Source organism: Streptomyces sp. NPDC033180, from assembly GCF_055577645.1.
The window spans coordinates 1-23,706 of the sequence record NZ_JBVIPU010000020.1; the positions used below are offsets into that span (position 1 = coordinate 1).

16 protein-coding genes are annotated in these 23,706 nt (G+C 68.3%); 3 read left to right on the forward strand and 13 right to left on the reverse strand.

Going from position 1 to position 23,706, the window contains the following annotated elements; translation table 11 throughout:
• Both ACZ5WE_RS35200 and ACZ5WE_RS35205 read left to right on the forward strand, forming a co-directional pair.
• Window positions 1–3,762: DUF6531 domain-containing protein (locus ACZ5WE_RS35200; RefSeq protein WP_467695267.1), on the forward strand; the 3,762-nt coding region annotated here is incomplete at its 5' end.
• A 44-nt stretch (window positions 3,763–3,806) separates the two neighbouring features.
• Entirely contained in the window at window positions 3,807–4,205 is a 399-nt protein-coding gene (locus ACZ5WE_RS35205; RefSeq protein WP_467695269.1) for a hypothetical protein, read from the forward strand.
• Window positions 4,206–4,274: 69 nt separating this feature from the next.
• Here the strand turns inward: ACZ5WE_RS35205 and ACZ5WE_RS35210 are convergent, their stop codons facing one another.
• Window positions 4,275–5,477 (reverse strand): FAD-dependent oxidoreductase, encoded by a 1,203-nt coding sequence (locus ACZ5WE_RS35210; protein ID WP_467695271.1) that lies wholly within the window; start codon window positions 5,475–5,477, stop codon window positions 4,275–4,277.
• A gap of 93 nt (window positions 5,478–5,570) precedes the next feature.
• Window positions 5,571–6,827, reverse strand: a complete 1,257-nt coding sequence (locus tag ACZ5WE_RS35215; RefSeq protein WP_467695273.1) for a carboxylate--amine ligase — start codon at window positions 6,825–6,827, stop codon at window positions 5,571–5,573.
• Window positions 6,828–7,022: 195 nt separating this feature from the next.
• Between ACZ5WE_RS35215 and fahA the strand changes: the two genes are divergently transcribed.
• Window positions 7,023–8,336 carry a fumarylacetoacetase gene (fahA, locus tag ACZ5WE_RS35220; protein WP_467695275.1) on the forward strand — a complete coding sequence of 438 codons (1,314 nt, stop codon included), beginning with the start codon at window positions 7,023–7,025 and terminating at the stop codon, window positions 8,334–8,336.
• A 217-nt stretch (window positions 8,337–8,553) separates the two neighbouring features.
• Here fahA and recQ read toward each other — a convergent pair whose 3' ends face one another.
• From recQ to nuoE, 11 genes are all read right to left on the reverse strand, one after another.
• A complete protein-coding gene (recQ, locus tag ACZ5WE_RS35225) occupies window positions 8,554–10,527 on the reverse strand; it encodes a DNA helicase RecQ (RefSeq protein WP_467695276.1) in 1,974 nt (657 codons plus the stop codon).
• A gap of 179 nt (window positions 10,528–10,706) precedes the next feature.
• Entirely contained in the window at window positions 10,707–12,371 is a 1,665-nt protein-coding gene (gene nuoN, locus ACZ5WE_RS35230; RefSeq protein ID WP_467695278.1) for an NADH-quinone oxidoreductase subunit NuoN, read from the reverse strand.
• Window positions 12,368–13,939 carry an NADH-quinone oxidoreductase subunit M gene (locus ACZ5WE_RS35235; protein ID WP_467695280.1) on the reverse strand — a complete coding sequence of 524 codons (1,572 nt, stop codon included), beginning with the start codon at window positions 13,937–13,939 and terminating at the stop codon, window positions 12,368–12,370. The genes nuoN and ACZ5WE_RS35235 overlap by 4 nt, the downstream gene beginning before the upstream one ends.
• Before the next feature lie 5 nt (window positions 13,940–13,944).
• A complete protein-coding gene (gene nuoL / locus ACZ5WE_RS35240) occupies window positions 13,945–15,840 on the reverse strand; it encodes an NADH-quinone oxidoreductase subunit L (RefSeq protein ID WP_467695282.1) in 1,896 nt (631 codons plus the stop codon).
• 14 nt (window positions 15,841–15,854) lie between these two features.
• The gene (gene nuoK / locus ACZ5WE_RS35245) at window positions 15,855–16,154 is read right to left on the reverse strand and encodes an NADH-quinone oxidoreductase subunit NuoK (RefSeq protein ID WP_249588397.1); all 300 of its coding nucleotides are present in this window, start codon (window positions 16,152–16,154) and stop codon (window positions 15,855–15,857) included.
• The gene (locus ACZ5WE_RS35250; protein ID WP_467695284.1) at window positions 16,151–16,966 is read right to left on the reverse strand and encodes an NADH-quinone oxidoreductase subunit J; all 816 of its coding nucleotides are present in this window, start codon (window positions 16,964–16,966) and stop codon (window positions 16,151–16,153) included. Before ACZ5WE_RS35250 ends, nuoK begins: the two co-directional genes overlap by 4 nt.
• Window positions 16,963–17,637 carry an NADH-quinone oxidoreductase subunit NuoI gene (gene nuoI / locus ACZ5WE_RS35255; protein WP_467695286.1) on the reverse strand — a complete coding sequence of 225 codons (675 nt, stop codon included), beginning with the start codon at window positions 17,635–17,637 and terminating at the stop codon, window positions 16,963–16,965. The genes ACZ5WE_RS35250 and nuoI overlap by 4 nt, the downstream gene beginning before the upstream one ends.
• Window positions 17,630–19,003, reverse strand: a complete 1,374-nt coding sequence (nuoH, locus tag ACZ5WE_RS35260) for an NADH-quinone oxidoreductase subunit NuoH (RefSeq protein ID WP_467695430.1) — start codon at window positions 19,001–19,003, stop codon at window positions 17,630–17,632. Before nuoH ends, nuoI begins: the two co-directional genes overlap by 8 nt.
• The gene (locus tag ACZ5WE_RS35265; RefSeq protein ID WP_467695287.1) at window positions 19,003–21,516 is read right to left on the reverse strand and encodes an NADH-quinone oxidoreductase subunit G; all 2,514 of its coding nucleotides are present in this window, start codon (window positions 21,514–21,516) and stop codon (window positions 19,003–19,005) included. The genes nuoH and ACZ5WE_RS35265 overlap by 1 nt, the downstream gene beginning before the upstream one ends.
• Window positions 21,513–22,874: an NADH-quinone oxidoreductase subunit NuoF gene (nuoF, locus tag ACZ5WE_RS35270; protein ID WP_399394071.1), complete on the reverse strand. Its 1,362-nt coding sequence runs from the start codon at window positions 22,872–22,874 to the stop codon at window positions 21,513–21,515. Before nuoF ends, ACZ5WE_RS35265 begins: the two co-directional genes overlap by 4 nt.
• The gene (gene nuoE / locus ACZ5WE_RS35275; RefSeq protein WP_467695432.1) at window positions 22,874–23,680 is read right to left on the reverse strand and encodes an NADH-quinone oxidoreductase subunit NuoE; all 807 of its coding nucleotides are present in this window, start codon (window positions 23,678–23,680) and stop codon (window positions 22,874–22,876) included. The genes nuoF and nuoE overlap by 1 nt, the downstream gene beginning before the upstream one ends.
• Window positions 23,681–23,706: the final 26 nt, after the last annotated feature.

The window sequence follows — 23,706 nt, forward strand, 5'->3', positions numbered from 1 at the left end:
ATCCTCGGCGCCATCGTCCTCATCGCCGCCCTCGTCGTCCTCGCCGACACCCTCCACAAATACGCCAACGGAGAAGCAGGCCTACTCGACGTCGCGTTCGCCGCCCTGGACTGCATCCCCGGCATGAAGGGCCTGACCAGCCTCCGCGGCCTCGCCAAGGGCATGAAAGGCCTCAAGGCCGGACTCAAGGGCCTCAAATCAGCCCGGAGCGCCCTCACGAGCGGCGCGAAGGGCGCGTTCAACCGTCTCAAGAGCAAGATCAAGGGATGCGGCGACCCTGTGGACGTAGCCACCGGGCAGATGTTCCTGGACGCGGTCGACGTCACTCTGCCCGGCACGCTGCCCCTGGTCTTCACCCGCCGTGTCACCTCGGGCTACCGGACCGGCGGCTGGTTCGGGCCGAGCTGGACATCCACCATCGATCAGCGGCTCGAAATCGACGAGTACGGGATCGTGTTCGTCACCGAGGACGGCATGCTCCTCGCCTACCCCCACCCGGAGGGGTCAGATGCTGCTGTCCTGCCGGAGTCGGGGCCGCGCTGGCCACTGGAACGTCTGGCCGGCGGCGGATACCGCATCACCGATTCGGTCACCAGCCTCCGCAGGTACTTCACACCGCCCACGGACGACGTGGCGCTCCTGGCCCGCATATCCGACCGCAATGACAACACCATCGACGTCGAGCATGACGCCGAAGGCACACCTCTGGCGATGCGTCACAGCGGTGGCTACCACCTCAAGCTGACCGTCGAGGACGAGCGCGTCACGGCTCTCGACCTGGCGGGGGCGGACGAACACGGCGACGACGTCACGATCAAGCGGTACGGATACACAGCCGGCAACCTCACTCACGTCACCAACTCCTCCGGGCGTCCGCTGGAGTTCGGATATGACGAACGGCTGCGCATCACCTCGTGGGTGGACACCAACGACAGCCGATACGACTACGCCTATGACGAGCAGGACCGGTGCGTCGCCCAGCGAGGCGCAGCCGGACACTTGGCCAACACGTTCACCTACGACGTGACCGACCCCGCATGGCCCGATTTCCGCACGACCACGGTCACCTCTGACGAAGGCCACACATCCCGCTTCGTGGTCGACGACAACTGTCTCGTCGTCGCCGAGATCGACCCGCTCGGCAATGCGGTGCACAGCACCTACGACGACCTCGGCCATGTGAAGTCCCGGACCGATGGCATGGGCAGTACGAACAGCTTCGTGAATGATCAAGCGGGCCGCCCCCTGGAGGTGGTCGGTCCGGACGGCTCGATCACTCGGTTCACGTACAACGAGCTCGGGCATCCCACCAAAATCACCCTGCCCGACGCCAGCGACTGGGCACGCCGTTACGACGCTCGGGGGAACTGCGTCGAGGTCATCGCCCCCTCGGGTTCCACGCGCTTCTCGTACGACGCACATGGCAGGCCGACAAGCATCGTGGATGCCCACGGCACGGAGACCCGCATCCGGTGCAACACCGCGGGCCTGCCGATCGAAGTGACGGACCCGCTGGGCCATCACACGACCCAGACCTACGACTCCTTCGGGCGCCCTGTTGAGAGCATCGACGCTCTCGGCGGCGTGACAGAACTCGCCTGGACCATCGAAGGGCAGCTCGCCCGCCGCACCGCGCCAGACGGCACTTCCGAGTCGTGGCTCTACGACGGCGAAGGAAACTGTGTCCGCCATGACAACGCCGCAGCGGCGAGCACTCTCTACGAGTACTCCCACTTCGACGTCATGACAGCCCGCACCGATCCGGATGGTTCTCACTACACGTTCGGGTACGACTCTTCCCTGCGACTGTCAGAGGTGGTCAACCCGCTTGGGCTGACCTGGAGTTACACATACGACGCCGCAGGACGTCTACTCTCCGAGACCGACTTCGACGGCCGGGAACTGCGGTACACGTACGACTCGGCGGGGCGGCTGTCCTCACGGACGAATCCACTGGGTCAGTCCATCTGTTATGAGCGGAACGCTCTCGGTCAGATGACCCGCAAGGATGCCGCGGGGCAGGTCACCACGTTCGAGTACGACGCCCTCGGCAACCTCGCCACGGCGGCCGGCCCAGAGGCAGTCGTGAGCCTCCGTCGCGACCGCACCGGTGCGCTCACTGCCGAGACCGTCAACGGCCGGACGATGACCTACGGCTACGACCTGCGCGGGCGCCGCACGAGCCGGACCACGCCCACGGGCGCGACGAGTGTGTGGTCGTACGACACTGCGGGGAACCGGGTCCAGCTGGCCACTGCGGGACACACCATAGACATCCTTCGCGACGCCATGGGCCGCGAGACGAACCGGCTCGTCGACAAGAACATCTCGCTCGGTAACACCTTCGACCCACTGGGTCGCCTGACGGTTCAAACGGTGAGCGCCGGTAACGGCCGCAGCCTCCTCCAGAAGCGCACTTACGGCTATCGCGACGACGGCCATGTGGTGTCTGTCGAGGACCAGTTGAATGGCACCCGCCGGTTCGACCTCGACGAATCGGGACGGGTGGTCGCGGTGGACGCGGCGACGTGGACCGAGCGGTACGCCTATGACGGCGCGGGCAATCAGGTCTCGGCGGAGTGGCCCGAGCGTCACCCCGGCCAGGAAGCCGTCGGTCAACGCACCTATCACCGCAACCAGATCGTCCGTGCAGGTCGGCTGCGATACGAGTACGACCGGGCTGGTCGCGTGACGCTGCGGCAGAAGACGCGCATCTCGCGGGGCCCTGACACCTGGCGCTATTCATGGGACGCGGAGGACCGTCTCACGTCGGTGATCACGCCCACCGGCGAACGGTGGAGGTACCAGTACGACCCCATGGGTCGGCGTATGGCCAAGCAGCACATGTCACCGGACGGCGAGACGATCCTCGCGGAAGTCGAGTTCTCGTGGGAGGGGACGACCCTTTGTGAGCAGACGACACGATCAGCCGATCGGGCGGACCAACTGACTGTCACCTGGGATCACGAAGGGCTCCACCCCGTCGCGCAGACCGAACGCATCAGCACCCGGAACCTTCCACAAGAAGCATTCGACCAGCGGTTCTTCACGATCGTCAGCGATCTGGTGGGATCTCCGACGGAACTCATCGACGAGTCCGGCGACATCGCCTGGCGAACACGCAGGACCACCTGGGGGGCCACCACGTGGAACACCGATGCGACCACGTACACGCCGCTAAGATTTCCCGGCCAGTATTTCGACCCGGAAACCGGGCTGCACTACAACCACTTTCGCCATTACGACCCCGAATCCGCCCGCTACCTCTCCCCCGACCCCCTCGGCCTCTCTCCAGCCCCCAACCCCGCAACATACGTGGACAATCCGCTTACGGTGTCCGACCCGCTCGGTCTGGCTCCATGCCGCGAGTTCTTCACGGTTCAGTCACCGACGGACGCGGCGCGACTTAGGGGAGGAGGAGAGCCGTGGCCAGGCGAAATGCACCGGGCCCACTTCGGGGAAGGCGTGTACTCTTGGGCATCCCGCAGTGATGCCGAGCGCTACTTCGGAATCAAGTCAAGAAGGACTGATGAGCTTGAGATCGTGCGGTTCACCATCCCCGAGGCCGATTTCGCCAAGTTGCGCAAGACTGACATTTCGAAGATGACCGACGATCAAGCCCAGACTTTCATTGATCGGTACAGCCTCATGTCGGACACAGGCGTAACAGATCATGGATTCCAATACATTACGCGTCCGACGAACCTGGGAAGTGAACACTTCTTCAGCAAGGACGTGATGCATCTCCTGAACTTCGATTGATGGTGAACCAGGTGCCTTCCAGAACTGTCACATACCGCAAATTCATGGGGCCTTGGGGACTTCTGGTCCGGCTCACGGCGACCTACGTCACCGAGAGCGGTGCGGTCCAGTACCCCGAGGCGGTGCGGGTGACGGACAGGATCTACCTCCGCGTCCTCGACAAGTACGCGACTCAGGAGGACACGGAGTACCTCGTACGGGGACTCCGCATCATGGCCGATGCCATGAGCGCCGCACGTCCCGAAGGTGTGATCGGCATTCATGTGCAGGAACTCGACTACCTCCCCACCGACTACCAGCCGGAAGCCGCCGCGGCGGCGATCATCGAGTGGGTGCGCGAGGAATTCGGCGTCGAGGCCCCGCACGTCCCCGTCGAGTTCGATCGGTCGACCGGGTACTCGTTCACGTGGCCTGAGGCTGCCGGCGGCCCTGAAGCTCGATGAGTGAGTGTCCGGACATATCACGTAGGCGCGTCTGAAGCACCGGCCACCAGCCAGCGGCGCAGCTCGCCCTCACCCGTGCGCCCGCCCCAAGTGCCCCGCCAACCGCGGCGAAGCGAACTCCGTGCCGCATACGAACCGCATCACCGGGCCGTACGACGCCGCCGCCGGAAGGCCCGTGAAGTACAGGCCCGGGACCGATGAGACATAGCCCGCGGCCAGCTTCGGTGTGCCTCGGCTCGTCGCCAGGCGGGCGCGGAGGGCGGGGCCGAGGAAGTCCATCGCTGCGATGTCCACGCGGTATCCCGTCGCCGCTATGACGTGATCGGCGGAGAGCTCCCTGATGCGGCCACCCAGGGTCTCCAGGCGCAGGACGGGGCTGCCGTCCCGGATGTCCGCCGACATGACGCGGCGGACCTCGCGCGTCTCGACCTTGCCCTCGAAGCGGTCGCGCAGCCACCACGCGCCCAGCGGGCCGAGGACGCGGCGGACCAGGAAGTGGCGGGCCTGCGGGGGCAGATAGCGGTAAGGGTGGGGGTAGTAGCTGATCGCGTGGAGGGACCAGGCGCGGCCGAACGGTGACTCGGGGCGCAGCTTCGGCTGCTTCCACGGCGGCTCACCGAAGGCCACCGATCCCTTGCCGCGCGCCACCACCCGTACGCTCGCGCCCGCTTCGGCGGCGAGCGCGGCCGTCTCCAGGGCAGACTGTCCCGCGCCGACCACGATGAGCTCGCGCCCCGCGAACCGCGACAGGTCGCTGTGCTGCGAGCTGTGCGAGACGGGCCCTGTGGGGGCCGGCCCGTCCGGTGCCGCCGCGGCGAGCGCGGGCGGCAGCTGCGCGAGGCCCGAGAGGCCCGTCGCGACCACCACCGCACGGGCGGTGAACTGCTCGCCGGAGTCCAGCTTCAAGTCGAAGCCCACCGTGCCCTTGCGGTCTACCGACACCACCCGCACCTGCTCCAGGTCCGGCACGAGCTTCTCCTGGAACCACCGGCCGTAGGACACGAAGGTCTCGATCGGGATGATGTCCTCGTCGGTGATCAGACGCCGTATACCGGCAGCGTCGCAGTAGTCGACGAGGTTGTGGCCGCGCTGCGGCGCGTCGATGTTCGAGGCCACGGGGGTCGACTTCAGGAGCATGCCCGCGGGCATGTTCGCCCGCCAGCTCACCATCGGGTCGCCGAAGACCCGCACCGGAATGCCTCTGGCCCGCAGATGGGCCGCGGTGGACAGGCCGAACGGCCCGGCCCCGATGACTGCTACTGGATGGATCACGAAGTCCCTCCCCAGGACGTCACGTCACTTACCGCGTGTGCCTACTTCGTGGGTGGCGGCCGGGCCGTCCGAACGGTCGCCCGTGCGCCATGGCTAACTCGTGCTGCTGCCACGGCGGTTCGTCCGCCACAGTTGGTACAGATGCTTCGCTCCCGGCCTGACGAAACGCGCGAGCATCGTGAAGAACGGCTTCATGTCGTCCGCCGCGAGCCACGCCAGTTCCGTACCGCTCGCGCGCGGGGGCGCGTGCGGCGTCGTATAGCCACTGCGGCGGTAGGCGAGGAGGGCGGGCAGGTCGATGTTCTCCACGACATACCGCCGGCCGGCGCGCTGTTCCCCCTCCGGAACCGGGCGCCCTGTCAGGTGCAGGTGCATCGCGCGGACGACGTCGATCCCGAACTCGCTCTCGAAGAGCCGGAACTGCGCGCCCATGCGGGGGTTGAAGTCGAGCAGTTTGTACTGACCGTCGCGGCGGTCGAAGCGCAGGTCGAGGTCGATGACGCCGGTGAAGCCGATCTGCTTGATGAAACGTGCGGCGAGGTCCGCGAGTTCCGGATTGTCGACGACGTACGCATGCGCCGTCATCCCCGCGTGCGGCGGCCAGGAGCGCACCTTGACGCCCGTGAACATCGCACACGGTGCCGAGTTCGCGTCGAAGTACGCGTGCACGATCCAGTCCTCTGCCTGCTCACGCGGCAGATACTCCTGGAGTATCACCCCGGGCCGCTCGCCCCAGTCACGGGCGAGCCAGAGCAGGCCCTCCGGGGTCTCTATGCGCGTCGTCCCGTTCACCGCGGGGCGGGAGCGGCGCGTGAACGCCTCGCGGTTCTTGGCGACCACCGGGAAGACCGCGGTCGCGGCGAATTCCTTGATGTCCCCGTAGCTTTCGGGGAACGACGCGGCAGGCGAGGCGATGCCGTGCTCCGCGCACAGCTCGTGCAGGCCCTGCTTGCTGGCGAGGCGGCGGGGCAACTCCGGCTCCACGCGCGGGAAGAGGAATCCGGCGCCGCTCAGCGGCTCCTGGTGCTCGGCGATGAGGACGGCCGCTTCCTCGTCGGTCGGGATGAGGACCGTGGGCCTGCCGATGCGGCGCCCGACGCGCAGCATCCCTTCGACGAGCCGCTCCGGCTCCTCCGCCCCGGTGGTCGGCCAGGGAAAGGCGCCGGTGAGATGGCGGGAGGCCGCGGCCGGTGTGTAACGGTCCTCCGTGATCGCGTACATGGGCACGCCGAGCCGCCCGAGGCTGCGGATCGCGCCCACACCGCCGTGATGCAGCGGATAGCTGCCGAACTTCACGATCAGGCCGGGCACCTCACGGTCGATCGCGAAGGGCAGGCTGTCGTTCCTCATGGCCACGGGCCCCCCACGTGTCCCTACTGACCCGGACCCACCCCATACGCGTCCGCGTCCCCCAAAGGACGCTAAGCCGGAACTGACCACTCCAGCAAGGTTTATCCGGACATTGCGAACTCTTTAGACACTGCCCCAACTGGAGGTTCCCACGTAACGTGTGGCACACCCATATGGAAAGCGAGGCAGGTACGCATGTCCGAGCACACCCCGCTCGATCCGGCCGGGAGCGACCCTTCCGTCCGCTCCGTAGGCGACCCCTTCGCTCTCGCGGAGGGCGATCCCTTCGGGCCGCACAATCTCCCGTACGGCGTGTTCTCCCTGGCCAAGGGCGCTGAGGGCCCTGCGGGCGCGGCCGGGGCCGCGGAGCGCCGGGTCGGCGTACGACTCGGTGATCATGTCCTCGACGCGGGCGCCGCGGCCGCCGCGCTCGGCTCGCCCTATGTCTCGCTGCTCGCCAGGCCCACGCTCAACCCGCTGCTCGCCGCGGGCCGCACGGCGTGGTCCGACGTGCGGCGCGCGCTCACCGCGTGGGTGACGATCCCGGCGCACCGCGAGGTCGTGCGCCCCCTGCTGTACCCGCTGTCCGAGGTCACGCTGCACCTCCCCTTCGAGGTCGCGGACTATGTGGACTTCTATGCCTCGGAGCACCACGCGACCCACCTGGGGCAGATCTTCCGCCCGGACGCACCGTCCCCGCTGACCCCCAACTGGAAGCACCTCCCCATTGGTTACCACGGCCGGTCAGGCACCGTCGTGGTCTCCGGGACCGAGGTGGTACGCCCCTGCGGGCAGCGCAAGGCTCCATCGGAGACGGCCCCGGTCTTCGGGCCCTCCGTCCGCCTCGACATCGAGGCCGAGGTCGGCTTCGTCGTGGGTACGCCGTCGGAGCTGGGCACTCCGGTGCCGCTCGCGGACTTCCGGGAGCACGTCTTCGGGCTGACCCTCCTCAACGACTGGTCGGCGCGCGACATCCAGGCCTGGGAGTACGTCCCGCTCGGGCCGTTCCTCGGCAAGTCCTTCTGCACCTCTGTCTCGGCGTGGATCACCCCCCTCGAGGCCCTGGACGCGGCGCGGGTCGCCCCTCCGGAGCGCACGCACGAACTCCTCCCCTACCTGGACGACTCGGCGGAGTCCGTCGCAGACGAGCCCGGCGGCTACGACCTGCGCATCACCGTGACCCTGAACGGCCACGTCATCTCCGAGCCGCCCTTCTCCACCGTCTACTGGACGGCCGCTCAGCAGCTGGCCCACATGACGGCGAACGGCGCGTCCCTGCGCACGGGCGACCTGTACGGCTCGGGCACCGTGAGCGGACCCTCCGAGGGGCAGTACGGCTCCTTGATCGAGATCACCTGGAACGGCCGCGACCCTCTTGTCCTTCCGGACGGGAAGCGGACGTTCCTTGAGGACGGTGACGAGGTCACACTGACGGCGTGGGCCCCCGGGCCGGACGGGACCCGGGTGGGTCTCGGAGCAGTTTCTGGCGTGGTCGCCTCGGGCCGTTGATGCTGCGGGCCGGGGGTGTCACCCCCGGCCCGCCCGGCCCCCGGCCCCCCGCCCCCGGCGCCGTGTACGACTGCTGCGCCGTCGTGGCTGGTCGCGCAGTTCCCCGCGCCCCATCCGGGGGCGCTACCACCTCGACTGCCGCACCGTCGTGGCCCACGCGGCGGAGCCGCAAATGTCACAGCCCCGCGCCCCTAAGGGGCGCTCCAGGCTCGGCTGCTCAGAAATCCTCCGGCGGCTCCGGCCACTCCTCCTCCGGCGGCTCGGCTGTCTGCGGAGCCGGAGCGGCCGCTCCCCCGAGCTCTGACAAGACCCCCAGCACGCCCTCCCCATACGTCGCCAGTTTCTTCTCGCCCAGGCCGCTGACGCCGCCCAGCTCCGACAGGGACGACGGCCGCAGCGTGGCGATCTCCCGCAGCGTGGCGTCGTGGAAGATCACGTACGCCGGGAGGCCCAGCTCCTTGGCCTGCGCACCGCGCCACGCCCGCAGCGCCTCGAACACCGGCACCGCTTCCTGGGGCAGCTCGGCGACGGCCGCCGCTGCCTTCGCCTTCCGTTCCCCCTTCGCGGCCTTCGCCGCGGCGGGCCGCTTCGGCTCCTTGCGCAACCGCACCTCCCGCTCCCTGCCGAGGACGGAACCGCTCTCCTCGGTCAGGACCAACGTGCCGTACTCCCCCTCGACCGCGAGCAGCCCCTGGGCGAGCAACTGCCGCACCACGCCCCGCCATTCGGCCTCCGCGAGCTCCTCGCCGATGCCGAAGACCGAGAGCTGGTCGTGGTCGAACTGGATGATCTTGGCGGTCTTCTTGCCGAGCAGGATGTCGATGATCTGCCCCGCGCCGAACTTCTGCCCGCGCTCGCGCTGGAGCCGCACGATCGTGGAGAGGACCTTCTGGGCCGGGACCGTGCCGTCCCAGGTCTCCGGGGGTGTCAGGCACGTGTCGCAGTTGCCGCAGGACTGACCGGCCGCTTCCTGGCCGAAGTACGTCAGGAGCTGGGCCCTGCGGCACTGGGCCGTCTCGCACAGGGCCAGCATCGAGTCCAGGTGCGAGGCCGCCCGGCGGCGGAACGCCTCGTCCCCCTCGCTGCCCTGGATCATCTTCCGCTGCTGGACGACGTCCTGCAGGCCGTACGCCATCCAGGCCGTGGAGGGCAGGCCGTCACGTCCCGCACGGCCCGTCTCCTGGTAGTACCCCTCGACCGACTTCGGCAGGTCGAGGTGGGCGACGAACCGGACGTCCGGCTTGTCGATGCCCATCCCGAAGGCGATCGTGGCGCAGACGACCAGGCCCTCCTCCCGGAGGAAGCGGGACTGGTGGGCGGCGCGCGTCCTGCCGTCCAGACCCGCGTGGTACGGCACGGCCTCGATGCCGTTCTTGCACAGGAACTCGGCGGTCTTCTCGACCGAGTTGCGCGAGAGGCAGTAGACGATTCCCGCGTCGCCCGCGTGCTCCTCCTTGAGGAAGGACAGGAGCTGCTTCTTCGGCTCGGCCTTCGGCACGATGCGGTACTGGATGTTGGGCCGGTCGAAGCTCGCCACGAAGTGCTTGGCGTCCGGCATGCCGAGACGCTCGGTGATCTCCCGATGCGTGGCGTGCGTCGCCGTCGCCGTCAGGGCGATCCGCGGCACGTCGGGCCAGCGCTCGCCGAGGAGGGAGAGCGCCAGATAGTCCGGGCGGAAGTCGTGGCCCCACTGCGCCACACAGTGCGCCTCGTCGATCGCGAAGACGGAGATCTTGGCGCGGGAGAGCAGATCGAGCGTCCCCTCCAGACGCAGCCGCTCCGGCGCGAGATACAGCACGTCGAGCTCCCCCGCGAGGAACTCGGCCTCCATCACGCGCCGCTCGTCGAAGTCCTGCGTGGAGTTGATGAACCCGGCCCGCACGCCGAGCGCACGCAGCGCGTCCACCTGGTCCTGCATGAGCGCGATGAGCGGGGAGATCACCACACCGGTGCCGGAGCGCACCAACGCCGGGATCTGATAGCAGAGCGACTTGCCGCCACCGGTGGGCATCAGCACGACGGAGTCCCCGCCCGCGACCACGTGGTCGATGATCGCTTCCTGCTCACCGCGGAACGCGTCATACCCGAAGACGCGGTGCAGCGTCCGCAGCGCGTCACTCTCCGCCACCGCGCCGCTCTCCGCCACCACGCTGCTCTCCGTCACCGCGCTCGGTACGGTCACCTCGCTCATGCCATCGATCCCATCCATCGCCCTGCCCCCGTGCGTCGCGCTTCGACCACAGACTCCACGATAGGGCTCCGCACCGACACACCTGGAAGTTATCCACAGGCCGCCGCCCGGCACCCCTGTCGGACGGGGTGCCGGGCGACGGCGAGTGGAACAGATATGCGGAACAGCCTGCGAAACGGCTACCGGACGAAGACCCCCGCCTGGTTCGCCAGATCCAGGAAGTACTGCGGGGCAACGCCCAGGACCAGCGTCACCGCGACGCCCACGCCGATCGCCGTCATCGTCAGCGGCGAGGGCACGGCGACGGTCGGCCCGTCCGCCTTCGGCTCGCTGAAGAACATGAGCACGATCACGCGGATGTAGAAGAACGCGGCGATCGCGGACGAGATCACACCGACCACGACCAGCGCACCGGCGCCGCCCTCCGCCGCCGCCTTGAACACCGCGAACTTTCCGGAGAACCCGGAGGTCAGCGGAATCCCGGCGAAGGCGAGCAGGAACACCGCGAACACGGCGGCGACCAGCGGCGAGCGCCGGCCGAGCCCCGCCCACTTCGACAGGTGCGTGGCCTCACCGCCCGCGTCCCGCACCAGCGTGACCACGGCGAACGCACCGATCGTCACGAAGGAGTAGGCCCCCAGGTAGAAGAGGACCGACGAGATGCCGTCCGGCGTCATGGCGATGACACCGGCGAGGATGAAGCCCGCGTGGGCGATCGAGGAGTACGCGAGCAGCCGCTTGATGTCGGTCTGCGTGATCGCGACGATCGCGCCGGCCAGCATCGTGAGGATCACGACGCCCCACATCACGGGACGCCAGTCCCAGCGAAGGCCCGGCAGGACCACGTAGAGGAGCCGGAGCAGCGCGCCGAAGGCGGCCACCTTCGTCGCCGCGGCCATGAAGCCGGTGACCGGGGTGGGCGCACCCTCGTACACGTCCGGGGTCCACATGTGGAACGGCACGGCGCCGACCTTGAAGAGCAGGCCCATGACGATCATCGCGGCGCCGATCAGGAGCAGCGCGTCGTTGCCCATGGTGTCGGCGAGCGCGGGGTTGACCTCCTGGACGCTGCCGTCGATGACCTTGGCGATCGTGCCGTACGACACCGAGCCCGCGTACCCGTAAAGGAGGGCGATGCCGAAGAGCAGGAACGCCGAGGAGAACGAGCCGAGCAGGAAGTACTTGACGGCGGCTTCCTGCGACATCAGGCGCTTGCGGCGGGCGAGCGCGCACAGAAGGTAGAGCGGCAGTGAGAAGACCTCGAGGGCGATGAAGAGCGTCAGGAGGTCGTTCGCCGACGGGAAGACGAGCATTCCGCCGATCGCGAAGAGCGCCAGCGGGAACACCTCGGTGGTGGTGAACCCGGCCTTGGTGGCGGCCTTTTCGCCCTCGCTGCCGGGCGTCGATCCGGCCTGCGCGGCGAACGAGTCCACGCGCTTGCCATGTGCCACCGGGTCGAGCCGCCGCTCCGCGAAGGTGAAGATCGCGACGAGGCCCGCCAAGAGGATCGTGCCCTGCAGGAAGAGCGCGGGTCCGTCGACCGCGATCGCACCCATCGCCGCGATGTGCGCCTTTGTCGTGCCGTACCCGGTCGCCGCGAGCCCGACGACCGCGGCGAAGGCCGCGGTGAGGGCGACGACCGCCACGAACACCTGCGCGTAGTAACGGGATTTGCGCGGTACGAAGGCCTCGATGAGGATCCCGAGGACCGCCGCGCCGATGACGATCAACGTCGGTGACAGCTGCGCGTACTCGATCGTGGGAGTGTCGATCTTGTCGATCTGGTCCTGGGGCGCCGCGGCCGACGCCATTGTCCACAGGCTGTGGACGGCTGATGCGCTCACTTGGCCGCCTCCACGTCGGGCTTCGGGTCCTTCTGCTGTACGTCGGACATGGTGTGCTTGACCGCCGGGTTCACCAGGTCGGTGAGGGGCTTCGGGTAGACGCCGAGGCCGATCAGGAGCGCGATCAGCGGTGTGACGACCAGGAGTTCACGCACCCGCAGGTCCGGCATGGCCGAGACTTCCGGCTTCACCGGGCCCGTCATCGTCCGCTGGTAGAGGACGAGGGTGTAGAGCGCGGCGAGCACGATGCCGATGGTGGCGATGATCCCGACCACCGGATAGCGCGCGAACGCGCCGACCAGGACGAGGAATTCACTCACGAACGGGGCGAGACCCGGCAGCGAGAGTGTCGCGAGACCGCCGATCAGGAAGGTGCCCGCGAGCACCGGTGCGACCTTCTGCACCCCTCCGTAGTCCGCGATGAGCCGCGAACCGCGCCGCGAGATCAGGAAGCCGGCCACCAGCATCAGAGCGGCGGTCGAGATCCCGTGGTTGACCATGTAGAGCGTCGCGCCGGACTGGCCCTGCGAGGTCATCGCGAAGATGCCGAGAATGATGAACCCGAAGTGCGAGATCGATGCGTACGCCACCAGGCGCTTGATGTCGCGCTGGCCGACCGCGAGCAGCGCGCCGTAGATGATGCTGATCAGCGCGAGCACGAGGACGACCGGTGTCGCCCACTTGCTCGCCTCGGGGAAGAGTCCGAGGCAGAAGCGCAGCATCGCGAACGTGCCGACCTTGTCGACCACTGCCGTGATCAGGACCGCGACCGGGGCCGTGGACTCGCCCATCGCGTTCGGCAGCCAGGTGTGCAGCGGCCACAGTGGTGCCTTCACCGCGAAGGCGAAGAAGAAGCCGAGGAAGAGCCATCGCTCGGTGCTTGTGGCCATCTCCAGCGTGCCGTTGGCCCGCGCCTCGGTGATCTCCTGGAGCGAGAAGTTCCCCGCCACCACGTAGAGCCCGATCACGGCGGCCAGCATGATGAGGCCGCCGACCAGGTTGTAGAGGAGGAACTTCACGGCCGCGTACGAGCGTTGGGCCGAGGCGTTCTCGTCCGTGCCCGCGTGGGCACGGTCCCCGAAGCCGCCGATGAGGAAGTACATCGGGATGAGCATGGCTTCGAAGAAGATGTAGAAGAGGAATACGTCGGTGGCGGCGAAGGAGATGATCACCATCGCCTCGACGGCGAGGATCAGGGCGAAGAAGCCCTGGGTCGGCCGCCATCGCGACGACTTGGTTTCCAGGGGATCCGCGTCGTGCCAGCCCGCCAGGATGATGAAGGGCATCAGGAGCGCGGTGAGCGCGATGAGGGCGACACCGATGCCGTCCACCCCGAGCTCGTACCGCACCCCGAATTCCGCGATCCACGAACGGGACTCGGTCAGTTGATAGCGGGCTCCGTCGGGGTCGAAGCGCACGAGCACGGTCACGGCGAGCGCGAGCGTGGCGAGCGACACGAGCAGCGCGAGCCACTTGGCGGCGGTACGCCGGGCGGCCGGAACGGCTGCCGTGGCGATCGCGCCGACCGCGGGCAGGGCCGCCGTCGCTGTCAGCAGAGGAAAGGACATCGGTATCAGACCGCCCTCATCAGCAGGGTCGCGGCGATGAGTACCGCAACGCCGCCGAACATCGAGACCGCGTAGGAGCGGGCATAGCCGTTCTGCATCTTGCGCAGCCGCCCGGAGAACCCGCCGACCGAGGCCGCCGAGCCGTTGACGACTCCGTCGACCAGGGTGTGGTCGACGTAGACCAGGGAGCGGGTGAGGTGCTCTCCGCCGCGTACCAGGACGACGTGGTTGAAGTCGTCCTGGAGGAGGTCGCGCCGGGCCGCCCGGGTGAGCAGCGAACCGCGCGGGGCGGTGACCGGGACGGGCCTGCGGCCGTACTGGAAGTAGGCGAGGGCCACGCCGATGAGCAGGACCACCATGGTGGCGCCCGTGACCGTGGCGGCGCTCAGCGGAGAGTCGCCGTGGTCGTGGTGGGTGACCGGCTCCAGCCAGTGCATGAAGCGGTCGCCGATGCTGAAGAAGCCACCCGCGAAGACCGACCCGAAGGCCAGCACGATCATGGGGATCGTCATGGACCTGGGCGACTCGTGCGGGTGCGGTTCGTTGCCCTCCGCATCCGGCTGCCAGCGCTTCTCACCGAAGAACGTCATGATCATTACGCGTGTCATGTAGAACGCGGTGATCGCGGCGCCGAGCAGCGCGACCGAGCCGAGGATCCAGCCCTCCGTGCCGCCCTTGGCGAACGCCGCCTCGATGATCTTGTCCTTGGAGAAGAAGCCGGACAGGCCCGGGAAGCCGATGATCGCCAGATAGCCGAGCCCGAACGTCACGAAGGTGACCGGCATGTACTTCCTGAGGCCGCCGTACTTCCTCATGTCGACCTCGTCGTTCATGCCGTGCATGACCGAACCGGCCCCGAGGAACAGCCCGGCCTTGAAGAAGCCGTGCGTCACCAGGTGCATGATCGCGAAGACGTAGCCGATGGGGCCGAGGCCCGCGGCCAGGATCATGTACCCGATCTGGGACATCGTCGATCCGGCGAGCGCCTTCTTGATGTCGTCCTTCGCGCAACCGACGATCGCACCGAAGAGCAGCGTGACCGCGCCCACGATGGTGACGACGAGCTGCGCGTCCGGGGCGCCGTTGAAGATCGCTCCGGAGCGGACGATCAGATACACACCCGCGGTCACCATCGTCGCCGCGTGGATGAGGGCCGAGACCGGGGTCGGGCCCTCCATCGCGTCGCCGAGCCAGGACTGCAGCGGCACCTGGGCCGACTTGCCGCACGCCGCGAGAAGCAGCATCAGGCCGATGGCCGTCAGCTTGCCCTCGGACGTCTCACCCGTGGCCTGAAGGACAGGACCGAAGGCGAACGTCCCGAAGGTGGTGAACATCAGCATGATGGCGATCGAGAGGCCCATGTCGCCGACCCTGTTGACCAGAAAGGCCTTCTTCGCGGCGGTGGCCGCGCTGGGCTTGTGCTGCCAGAAGCCGATCAGGAGGTACGAGGCGAGGCCGACGCCCTCCCATCCGACGTACAGGAGCAGGTAGTTGTCGGCGAGGACGAGGATGAGCATCGCCGCGAGGAACAGGTTCAGATAGCCGAAGAAGCGGCGGCGCCGCTCGTCGTGCTCCATGTACCCGATGGAGTAGATGTGGATCAGGGTGCCCACACCGGTGATCAGCATGACGAACGTCATCGACAGCTGGTCGAGCTGGAAGGCGACGTCCGCCTGGAAACCCTCCACGGGGATCCAGCTGAACAGGTGCTGCGACAGGGTGCGCTCGTCGGCGCCCTTGCCCAGCATGTCGGAGAAGAGCACGACTCCGATGACGAAGGAGGCGGCCGCGAGCAGTGTGCCGAGCCAGTGGCCCACGCGGTCCAACCGCCGCCCGCCGCACAGCAGTACGGCCGCTCCGAGCAGAGGCGCCGCTACGAGCAGCGCGATCAGGTTCTCCACTTTTCAGCGACCCCTTACAGCTTCATCAGGCTGGCGTCGTCGACCGAGGCCGAGTGACGGGAGCGGAACAGCGACACGATGATCGCGAGACCGACCACGACTTCCGCCGCGGCGACGACCATCGTGAAGAACGCGATGATCTGGCCGTCGAGATTGCCGTGCAGCCGGGAGAAGGCGACAAAGGCGAGGTTGCACGCGTTGAGCATCAGCTCGATACACATGAACACCACGATCGCGTTCCGCCTGATCAGTACGCCGGTGGCGCCGATCGAGAACAACAGCGCCGCGAGATACAGGTAGTTGACCGGATTCACTTCGACGCCTCCTCGGTCGTGGAAGACCGCTCCAGACGCTCCGTGGAGCGCTGTTCGAGGGCACGCAGATCATCCAGCGCCTCGTCCGACACATCGCGGATCTGGCCGCGCTCACGCAACGTCTTGTTGACCGTGAGCTCCGAGGGGGTGCCGTCGGGGAGCAGGCCCGCGACGTCCACGGCATTGTGCCGGGCGTAGACACCGGGGGCGGGCAGCGGCGGCAGGTGCTTGCCGCGCACGCGCTCCTCGGACATCTCGCGCTGCGTCTTGGCGCGCTCCGTGCGCTCGCGGTGGGTGAGCACCATCGCGCCGACGGTGGCGGTGATGAGCAGCGCACCGGTGATCTCGAACGCGAAGACGTACTTCGTGAAGATGCTCTCGGCGAGGCCCTCCACGTTGCCGCCGGCGTTCGCCTTGCCCAGTCCGGCGAATTCGTTCACCGAGGCGTTGCCGATGCCCCCGAAGAGCAGGATGGCGAAGCCGAAGCCACAGAGGCCGGCCAGCCAGCGCTGCCCCTTGATGGTCTCCTTCAGCGAGTCGGCGGCGGTGACACCGACGAGCATGACCACGAAGAGGAAGAGCATCATGATCGCGCCGGTGTAGACGACGACCTGGACGATGCCCAGGAAGTACGCCCCGTTGGCGAGGTAGAAGACCGCCAGGATGATCATGGTCCCGGCGAGACAGAGCGCGCTGTGCACGGCCTTCTTCATGAGGATCGTGCACAGGGCGCCGATCACGGCGACCGTGCCGAGCACCCAGAACTGGACGGCCTCACCGGTGGACGTGGTGTAGGCGGCGAGCTGCGTCATCGGTTGATCACCTTCCCCGACGCGGGCTCGTCTTCCCCGAAGGTGGAGGCCGCCTCCTGGGGCGTCTCCCCCTTGGAGAGGGCCACTTGGGGCACTGTGCCGGGCGCGGCCTCCGTCACCAGACCGCGGTAGTAGTCCTGCTCGTCCGTGCCGGGGAAGATCGAGTGCGGTGACTCGACCATGCCTTCCTCCAGGCCCGCGAGCAGCTGCTCCTTGGTGAAGATGAGCTTCTCGCGGGTGCTGTCGGCCAGCTCGAACTCGTTCGTCATCGTCAACGCGCGCGTGGGGCACGCCTCGATGCACAGGCCGCACAGGATGCAGCGGGCGTAGTTGATCTGGTAGACGCGGCCGTACCGCTCGCCCGGGGAGTAGCGCTCCTCCTCGGTGTTGTCCGCGCCCTCCACATAGATCGCGTCCGCGGGACAGGCCCAGGCGCAGAGCTCACACCCGATGCACTTCTCCAGGCCGTCCGGATGGCGGTTGAGCTGGTGCCTGCCGTGGAAGCGAGGAGCGGTGGTCTTCTCCTGCTCCGGATACTGCTCGGTCAGCCGCTTCTTGAACATGGCCTTGAAGGTCACGCCGAAGCCCGCGACGGGGTTCTGGAACCCCTGCTTCGATTGGTTCGACTCGTGGTGTGGCTCGCGCTGCGGCTCTTTCTTCGAATCAGCCATCGGACGCCTCCTTTCCGTCACTTCGGGTTCCGTCACTTTGAGTATCCGGTCCACCACTGACAATCAGCTCCCGCTCCTGGCGCGAGCGTCGTCGCGGTACGGGCGGCAGGCTCTGTCCGGGCAGCGGCGGGACGGGGAATCCGCCCGCCATCGGATCGAAGGCGACGGGCTCCTCCTCGGTCGCCGCTTCCTTCTCGCGCTTGTCGCGGAAGATGTCGACGACGACGGAGAGCAACAGGAGCGCGATGACTCCGCCGCCCACATAGAGCGCGATCGAGGTGAAGTCGTACTCCTCGTTCCGCATCGCCCTGACCGTCGCCACGAGCATCAGCCAGACGACCGAGACAGGGATCAGGACCTTCCAGCCGAGCTTCATCAGCTGGTCGTAGCGGACGCGTGGCAGCGTGCCGCGCAGCCAGATGAAGAAGAACAGCAGCAGCTGGACCTTGATCACGAACCAGAGCATCGGCCACCAGCCGTGGTTCGCGCCCTCCCAGAAGGTGCTGACCGGGTACGGGGCCCGCCAGCCGCCCAGGAAGAGGGTGACCGAGACCGCCGAGACGGTGACCATATTGACGTACTCGGCGAGCATGAACAGCGCGAACTTGATCGACGAGTACTCGGTGTTGAAGCCGCCGACGAGGTCGCCCTCGGACTCCGGCATGTCGAAGGGGGCGCGGTTGGTCTCGCCGATCATCGTCACGATGTAGATCAGGAACGAGACCGGGAGCAGCAGGACGTACCACCGGTCGGCCTGCGCCTCCACGATCGCCGAGGTCGACATCGACCCGGAGTAGAGGAACACCGAGGCGAACGCGGCACCCATCGCGATCTCGTACGAGATCATCTGCGCGCAGGAGCGGAGACCGCCGAGGAGCGGATAGGTCGAGCCGGAACTCCACCCCGCGAGCACGATGCCGTAGATGCCGACCGAGGCGACCGCGAGGATGTAGAGCATCGCGATCGGCAGGTCGGTGAGCTGCATCGTCGTGCGCTGGCCGAAGATCGAGATCTCGTTGCCCGCGGGGCCGAAGGGGATCACCGCGATCGCCATGAAGGCCGGGATGGCCGCGACGATCGGCGCGAGGATGTACACCACCTTGTCCGCGCGCTTGACGATCACGTCTTCCTTGAGCATCAGCTTGATGCCGTCCGCGAGGGACTGCAGCATGCCCCAGGGGCCGTGCCGGTTGGGGCCGATGCGCAGCTGCATCCAGGCGACGACCTTGCGCTCCCACACGATGGAGAAGAGCACCGTCACCATCAGGAACGCGAAGCAGAAGACCGCCTTGACGGCGACGAGCCACCACGGGTCACGGCCGAACATGGACAGGTCTTCCGCCGCAAGCGGCACCATGGGGTGCATCACGACGTCACCTCCGGGGCCTCAGAGGGCTCCGGCAGGAGCGCCGGGCCGATGCGGACGAGGTCGCCGGGGCGCGCACCGGTGTCGGAAGTGACGCCTCCCCCGGTCGAGTTCAGCGGCAGCCACACCACCCGGTCGGGCATCTCGGTGACCACGAGGGGCAGTTCCGTCGCCCCCGCGGGCCCGGTGACGGCCAGGACGTCGCCGTCCTTGACGCCGGCCTCGGCCGCGGTGGCCGCCGAGACCCGGGCGACCGCCGCGTGCCGCGTACCGGCCAGCGCCTCGTCGCCCTCCTGGAGGCGGCCCCGGTCGAGCAGCAGCCGGTGCCCCGCGAGAACGGCCTCTCCGGAGGCGGGCCTCGGAGGCTGGGCGGCTGTCTCCACGGGCTCGGTGGCGTGCGTACCGTCCCACCCGCCGAGCCGGTCAAGCTCGCGCCGGGCGCTCGCCAGGTCGGGAAGACCCAGGTGTACGTCCCCGGCGTCGGCCAGCATGTGCAGCACGCGGGCGTCCGTCGGGGCCAGCGTGCGCGTCATGTGGTCGGGCTTCAGCGCGGCGTCGAACATCCGCGCCCTGCCCTCCCAGTTGAGGAAGGTGCCGGGCTTCTCCACGACCGCGGCCACCGGAAGTACGACATCGGCGTTCTCGGTGACCTCGCTGGGTCGCAGCTCGAGCGAGACCAGGAACCCGACCTCGGAGAGTGCTTCACGCGCGCGTGCCGGGTCGGGGAGGTCGGCGACCTCCACGCCCGCCACCAGGAGCGCGCCCAGTTCGCCGGTCGCCGCGGCCTCGATGATCTGACCCGTGTCACGGCCGTAGCGGTGCGGGAGTTCGGCAACGCGCCAGGCGGCCGCGACCTCGTCCCGCGCGCGCGGGTCGGTGGAAGGCCGCCCGCCGGGAAGCAGCGAGGGCAGCGCGCCGGCCTCGATGGCACCGCGCTCCCCCGCCCGGCGAGGAATCCACACCAGCCGCGCACCGGTCGCCGAAGCGGCCCGCACAGCGGCGGTGAGCCCGCCCGGCACAGCGGCGAGACGCTCGCCGACCAGAATCACCGCGCCCGAAGCGCGCAGCGCCTCGGCCGCCTTGGCGCCGTCGCCCTCAAGTCCGGCTCCGCCCGCGAGGGCGTCGAGCCACTCCGTCTCGGTGCCGGGCGCGGCGGGCAACAGCGTGCCGCCCGCCTTCTCCAGCCCCCGGGTCTGATGCGTGGCGAGGGAGAACGTCCGCTGGCCGTGCTTGCGCCAGGCCTTGCGCAGGCGCAGGAAGATCCCGGGCGCCTCCTCCTCGGCCTCGAAGCCGACGAGCAGGACCGCGGGCGCCTTCTCCACTTCCGTGTACGTGACTCCGGCGCCGTCGAGATCCCGGCCACGGCCCGCGACACGGGCGGCGAGGAAGTCGGCCTCCTCGCTGCTGTGCACGCGCGCGCGGAAGTCGATGTCGTTCGTGTCGAGCGCCACGCGCGCGTACTTGCTGTACGCGTACGCGTCCTCGACGGTGAGTCGACCACCGGTCAGCACACCGGCACGGCCGCGCGCGGCCGCGAGCCCGTTGGCCGCGGCTTCGAGCGCCTCGGGCCAGCTGGCGGTCTCCAGCTCACCCGTCTCCGCGTTGCGCACCAGCGGCGTGGTGAGCCGGTCCGGCTTCTGCGCGTAACGGAAGCCGAAGCGCCCCTTGTCGCAGAGCCACTCCTCGTTGACCTCGGGGTCGTCCGCGGCGAGCCGCCTCATGACCTTGCCCCGCCGGTGGTCGGTGCGGGTCGCGCAGCCACCCGCACAGTGCTCGCAGACCGACGGCGACGACACCAGGTCGAAGGGCCGTGAGCGGAAGCGATACGCCGCCGAGGTCAGCGCGCCGACCGGACAGATCTGAATGGTGTTCCCGGAGAAGTACGACTCGAAGGGGTCGCCCTCGCCCGTGCCGACCTGCTGGAGCGCGCCGCGCTCGATCAGCTCGATCATCGGGTCGCCCGCGATCTGGTTCGAGAACCGGGTGCAGCGTGCGCACAGCACGCACCGCTCGCGGTCGAGCAGCACCTGGGTGGAGATCGGCACCGGCTTCTCGAACGTCCGCTTCTTGCCCTCGAAGCGGGTGTCCGTGTCACCGACCTGCATCGCCTGGTTCTGCAGCGGGCACTCGCCGCCCTTGTCGCAGACCGGGCAGTCCAGCGGGTGGTTGATCAGGAGCAGCTCCATCACACCGCGCTGGGCCTTCTCGGCGACCGGCGAGGAGAGCTGCGACTTCACGACCATGCCGTCGGTGCAGGTGATGGTGCAGGAGGCCATCGGCTTGCGCTGGCCCTCCACCTCGACGATGCACTGGCGACAGGCGCCCGCCGGGTCGAGCAGCGGGTGGTCGCAGAACCGCGGGATCTCGATGCCGAGGAGCTCGGCGGCCCGGATGACCAGCGTCCCCTTGGGGACGCTGATCTCGATGCCGTCGATCGTCAGCGACACGAGGTCTTCCGGCGGAACCGCCGCCTCGCCGCCCCCGGAGGGAGCGCTGTTCGTGGTCACTGTCATGCGTTCACCTCCGAATGTGCGGAGGGCCGGTCGGCCCAGAGAGTCGACTTCGCCGGGTCGAAGGGGCAGCCCTTGCCGGTGATGTGCTGCTCGTACTCCTCGCGGAAGTACTTGAGCGAGGAGAAGATCGGCGACGCGGCGCCGTCACCGAGGGCGCAGAAGGACTTGCCGTTGATGTTGTCGGCGATGTCGTTCAGCTTGTCCAGGTCGGACATGACGCCCTTGCCGGCCTCGATGTCGCGGAGCAACTGCACCAGCCAGTACGTCCCTTCGCGACACGGCGTGCACTTGCCGCAGGACTCGTGGGCGTAGAACTCGGTCCAGCGCGTGACCGCCCGCACCACGCACGTCGTCTCGTCGAAGCACTGCAGTGCCTTCGTGCCGAGCATCGACCCGGCGGCTCCCACTCCCTCGTAGTCCAGCGGGACATCGAGGTGCTCGTCGGTGAACATCGGCGTGGAGGAACCGCCGGGCGTCCAGAACTTGAGCCGGTGGCCCGCCCTCATCCCGCCGCTCATCTCGAGCAGCTGGCGCAGGGTGATGCCGAGCGGCGCCTCGTACTGGCCGGGGCTCGTGACGTGGCCGCTCAGCGAATAGAGCGTGAAGCCGGGGGACTTCTCGCTCCCCATCGACTTGAACCAGTCTTTTCCGCGATTCAGGATCGCGGGAACCGACGCGATGGACTCGACGTTATTGACAACAGTGGGGCATGCGTAGAGGCCCGCGACGGCCGGGAAAGGGGGACGCAGTCGCGGCTGGCCACGGCGGCCTTCGAGCGAGTCGAGCAGCGCGGTCTCCTCACCACAGATGTACGCGCCCGCGCCCGCGTGCACGGTGAGTTCGAGGTCGAGTCCGCTGCCCAGGATGTTCTCGCCCAGGAATCCCGCCTCTTTCGCCTCACGCACGGCCTCGTGCAACCGCCTGAGCACGGGGACGACTTCACCGCGCAGGTAGATGAAGGCATGCGACGAGCGGATCGCGTAGCAGGCGATCACAATGCCCTCGATGAGGCTATGCGGGTTCGCGAAGAGGAGCGGGATGTCCTTGCAGGTCCCCGGCTCCGATTCGTCGGCGTTGACAACTAGATAGTGCGGCTTTCCATCTCCCTGCGGAATGAACTGCCATTTCATTCCGGTGGGGAATCCGGCGCCGCCCCGGCCGCGCAGACCGGAGTCCTTGACGTACGCGATGAGGTCGTCCGGCGCCATGGCCAGAGCCTTACGCAGACCTTCGTACCCCTCGTGCCGACGGTAGGTGTCCAGCGTCCAGGACTTCTCCTCGTCCCAGAACGCCGAGAGCACCGGCGCGAGCAGCTTCTCGGGGCTCGTCTCGTTGTCGATCTCGGCAGCCAAGGTCATCACTCCCCCTCCTCGGCGGTCGGTCCGGCCGGGTGGGCCGGGTCGGATGCCGAGGTCTCCTGCGGTGCGTCGTGCGAGCTGAGGTGCTCGGCGGGCGCCTCGTCCTGCGGGCCGCCCGTGCGCGGGTGGACCACCCTCGGCTGCGGCAACTCGCCCTTGGCCAGGCGCAGTCCGATCAGCGAGGCAGGGCCCGCGCCGCCGCTCGCCTCGACTGCGCCGGCGCGCTCGTCCGGGAAGCCCGCCAGAATCCGGGCCGTCTCCTTGTACGTGCACAAGGGGGCGCCGCGGGTCGGCTCGACCTGCACGCCCGCGCGCAGGTCGTCGACGAGCCGCTTGGCGGTCTCGGGAGTCTGGTTGTCGAAGAACTCCCAGTTGACCATCACGACGGGAGCGAAGTCGCAGGCCGCGTTGCACTCGATGTGCTCCAGCGTGACCTTGCCGTCCTCCGTGGTCCCTTCGTTGCCGACGCCCAGGTGCTCCTGCAGCGACTCGAAGATCGCGTCGCCGCCCATGACAGCGCAGAGCGTGTTCGTACAGACGCCGACCTGGTAGTCACCGGAGGGCTTGCGCCGGTACATCGTGTAGAAGGTCGCGACCGCGGTGACCTCGGCGGTGGTCAGGCCGAGCACCTCCGCGCAGAAGGCCATGCCCGTACGCGTGACGTGGCCCTCCTCCGACTGCACCAGATGCAGCAGCGGCAGCAGCGCGGACCGGGAGTCCGGGTAGCGGGAGATGATCTCCTTGGCGTCCGCGTCGAGCCTGGCCCGTACGTCGGCAGGGAAGTCGGGGGCGGGGAGTTGGGGCATGCCCAGGCTGACGCCCGCACCCTGCT

Coding starts and splice junctions, on each gene's coding strand:
- ACZ5WE_RS35265 (WP_467695287.1), bottom strand. CDS start 21,516: ATGACAGTGACCACGAACAGCGCTCCCTCCGGGGGCGGCGAGGCGGCG.
- recQ (WP_467695276.1), bottom strand. CDS start 10,527: ATGAGCGAGGTGACCGTACCGAGCGCGGTGACGGAGAGCAGCGTGGTG.
- ACZ5WE_RS35250 (WP_467695284.1), bottom strand. CDS start 16,966: ATGACGCAGCTCGCCGCCTACACCACGTCCACCGGTGAGGCCGTCCAG.
- nuoH (WP_467695430.1), bottom strand. CDS start 19,003: ATGCACCCCATGGTGCCGCTTGCGGCGGAAGACCTGTCCATGTTCGGC.
- fahA (WP_467695275.1), top strand. CDS start 7,023: ATGTCCGAGCACACCCCGCTCGATCCGGCCGGGAGCGACCCTTCCGTC.
- ACZ5WE_RS35205 (WP_467695269.1), top strand. CDS start 3,807: ATGGGGCCTTGGGGACTTCTGGTCCGGCTCACGGCGACCTACGTCACC.
- nuoE (WP_467695432.1), bottom strand. CDS start 23,680: ATGCCCCAACTCCCCGCCCCCGACTTCCCTGCCGACGTACGGGCCAGG.
- nuoF (WP_399394071.1), bottom strand. CDS start 22,874: ATGACCTTGGCTGCCGAGATCGACAACGAGACGAGCCCCGAGAAGCTG.
- ACZ5WE_RS35215 (WP_467695273.1), bottom strand. CDS start 6,827: ATGAGGAACGACAGCCTGCCCTTCGCGATCGACCGTGAGGTGCCCGGC.
- nuoI (WP_467695286.1), bottom strand. CDS start 17,637: ATGGCTGATTCGAAGAAAGAGCCGCAGCGCGAGCCACACCACGAGTCG.
- ACZ5WE_RS35235 (WP_467695280.1), bottom strand. CDS start 13,939: ATGTCCTTTCCTCTGCTGACAGCGACGGCGGCCCTGCCCGCGGTCGGC.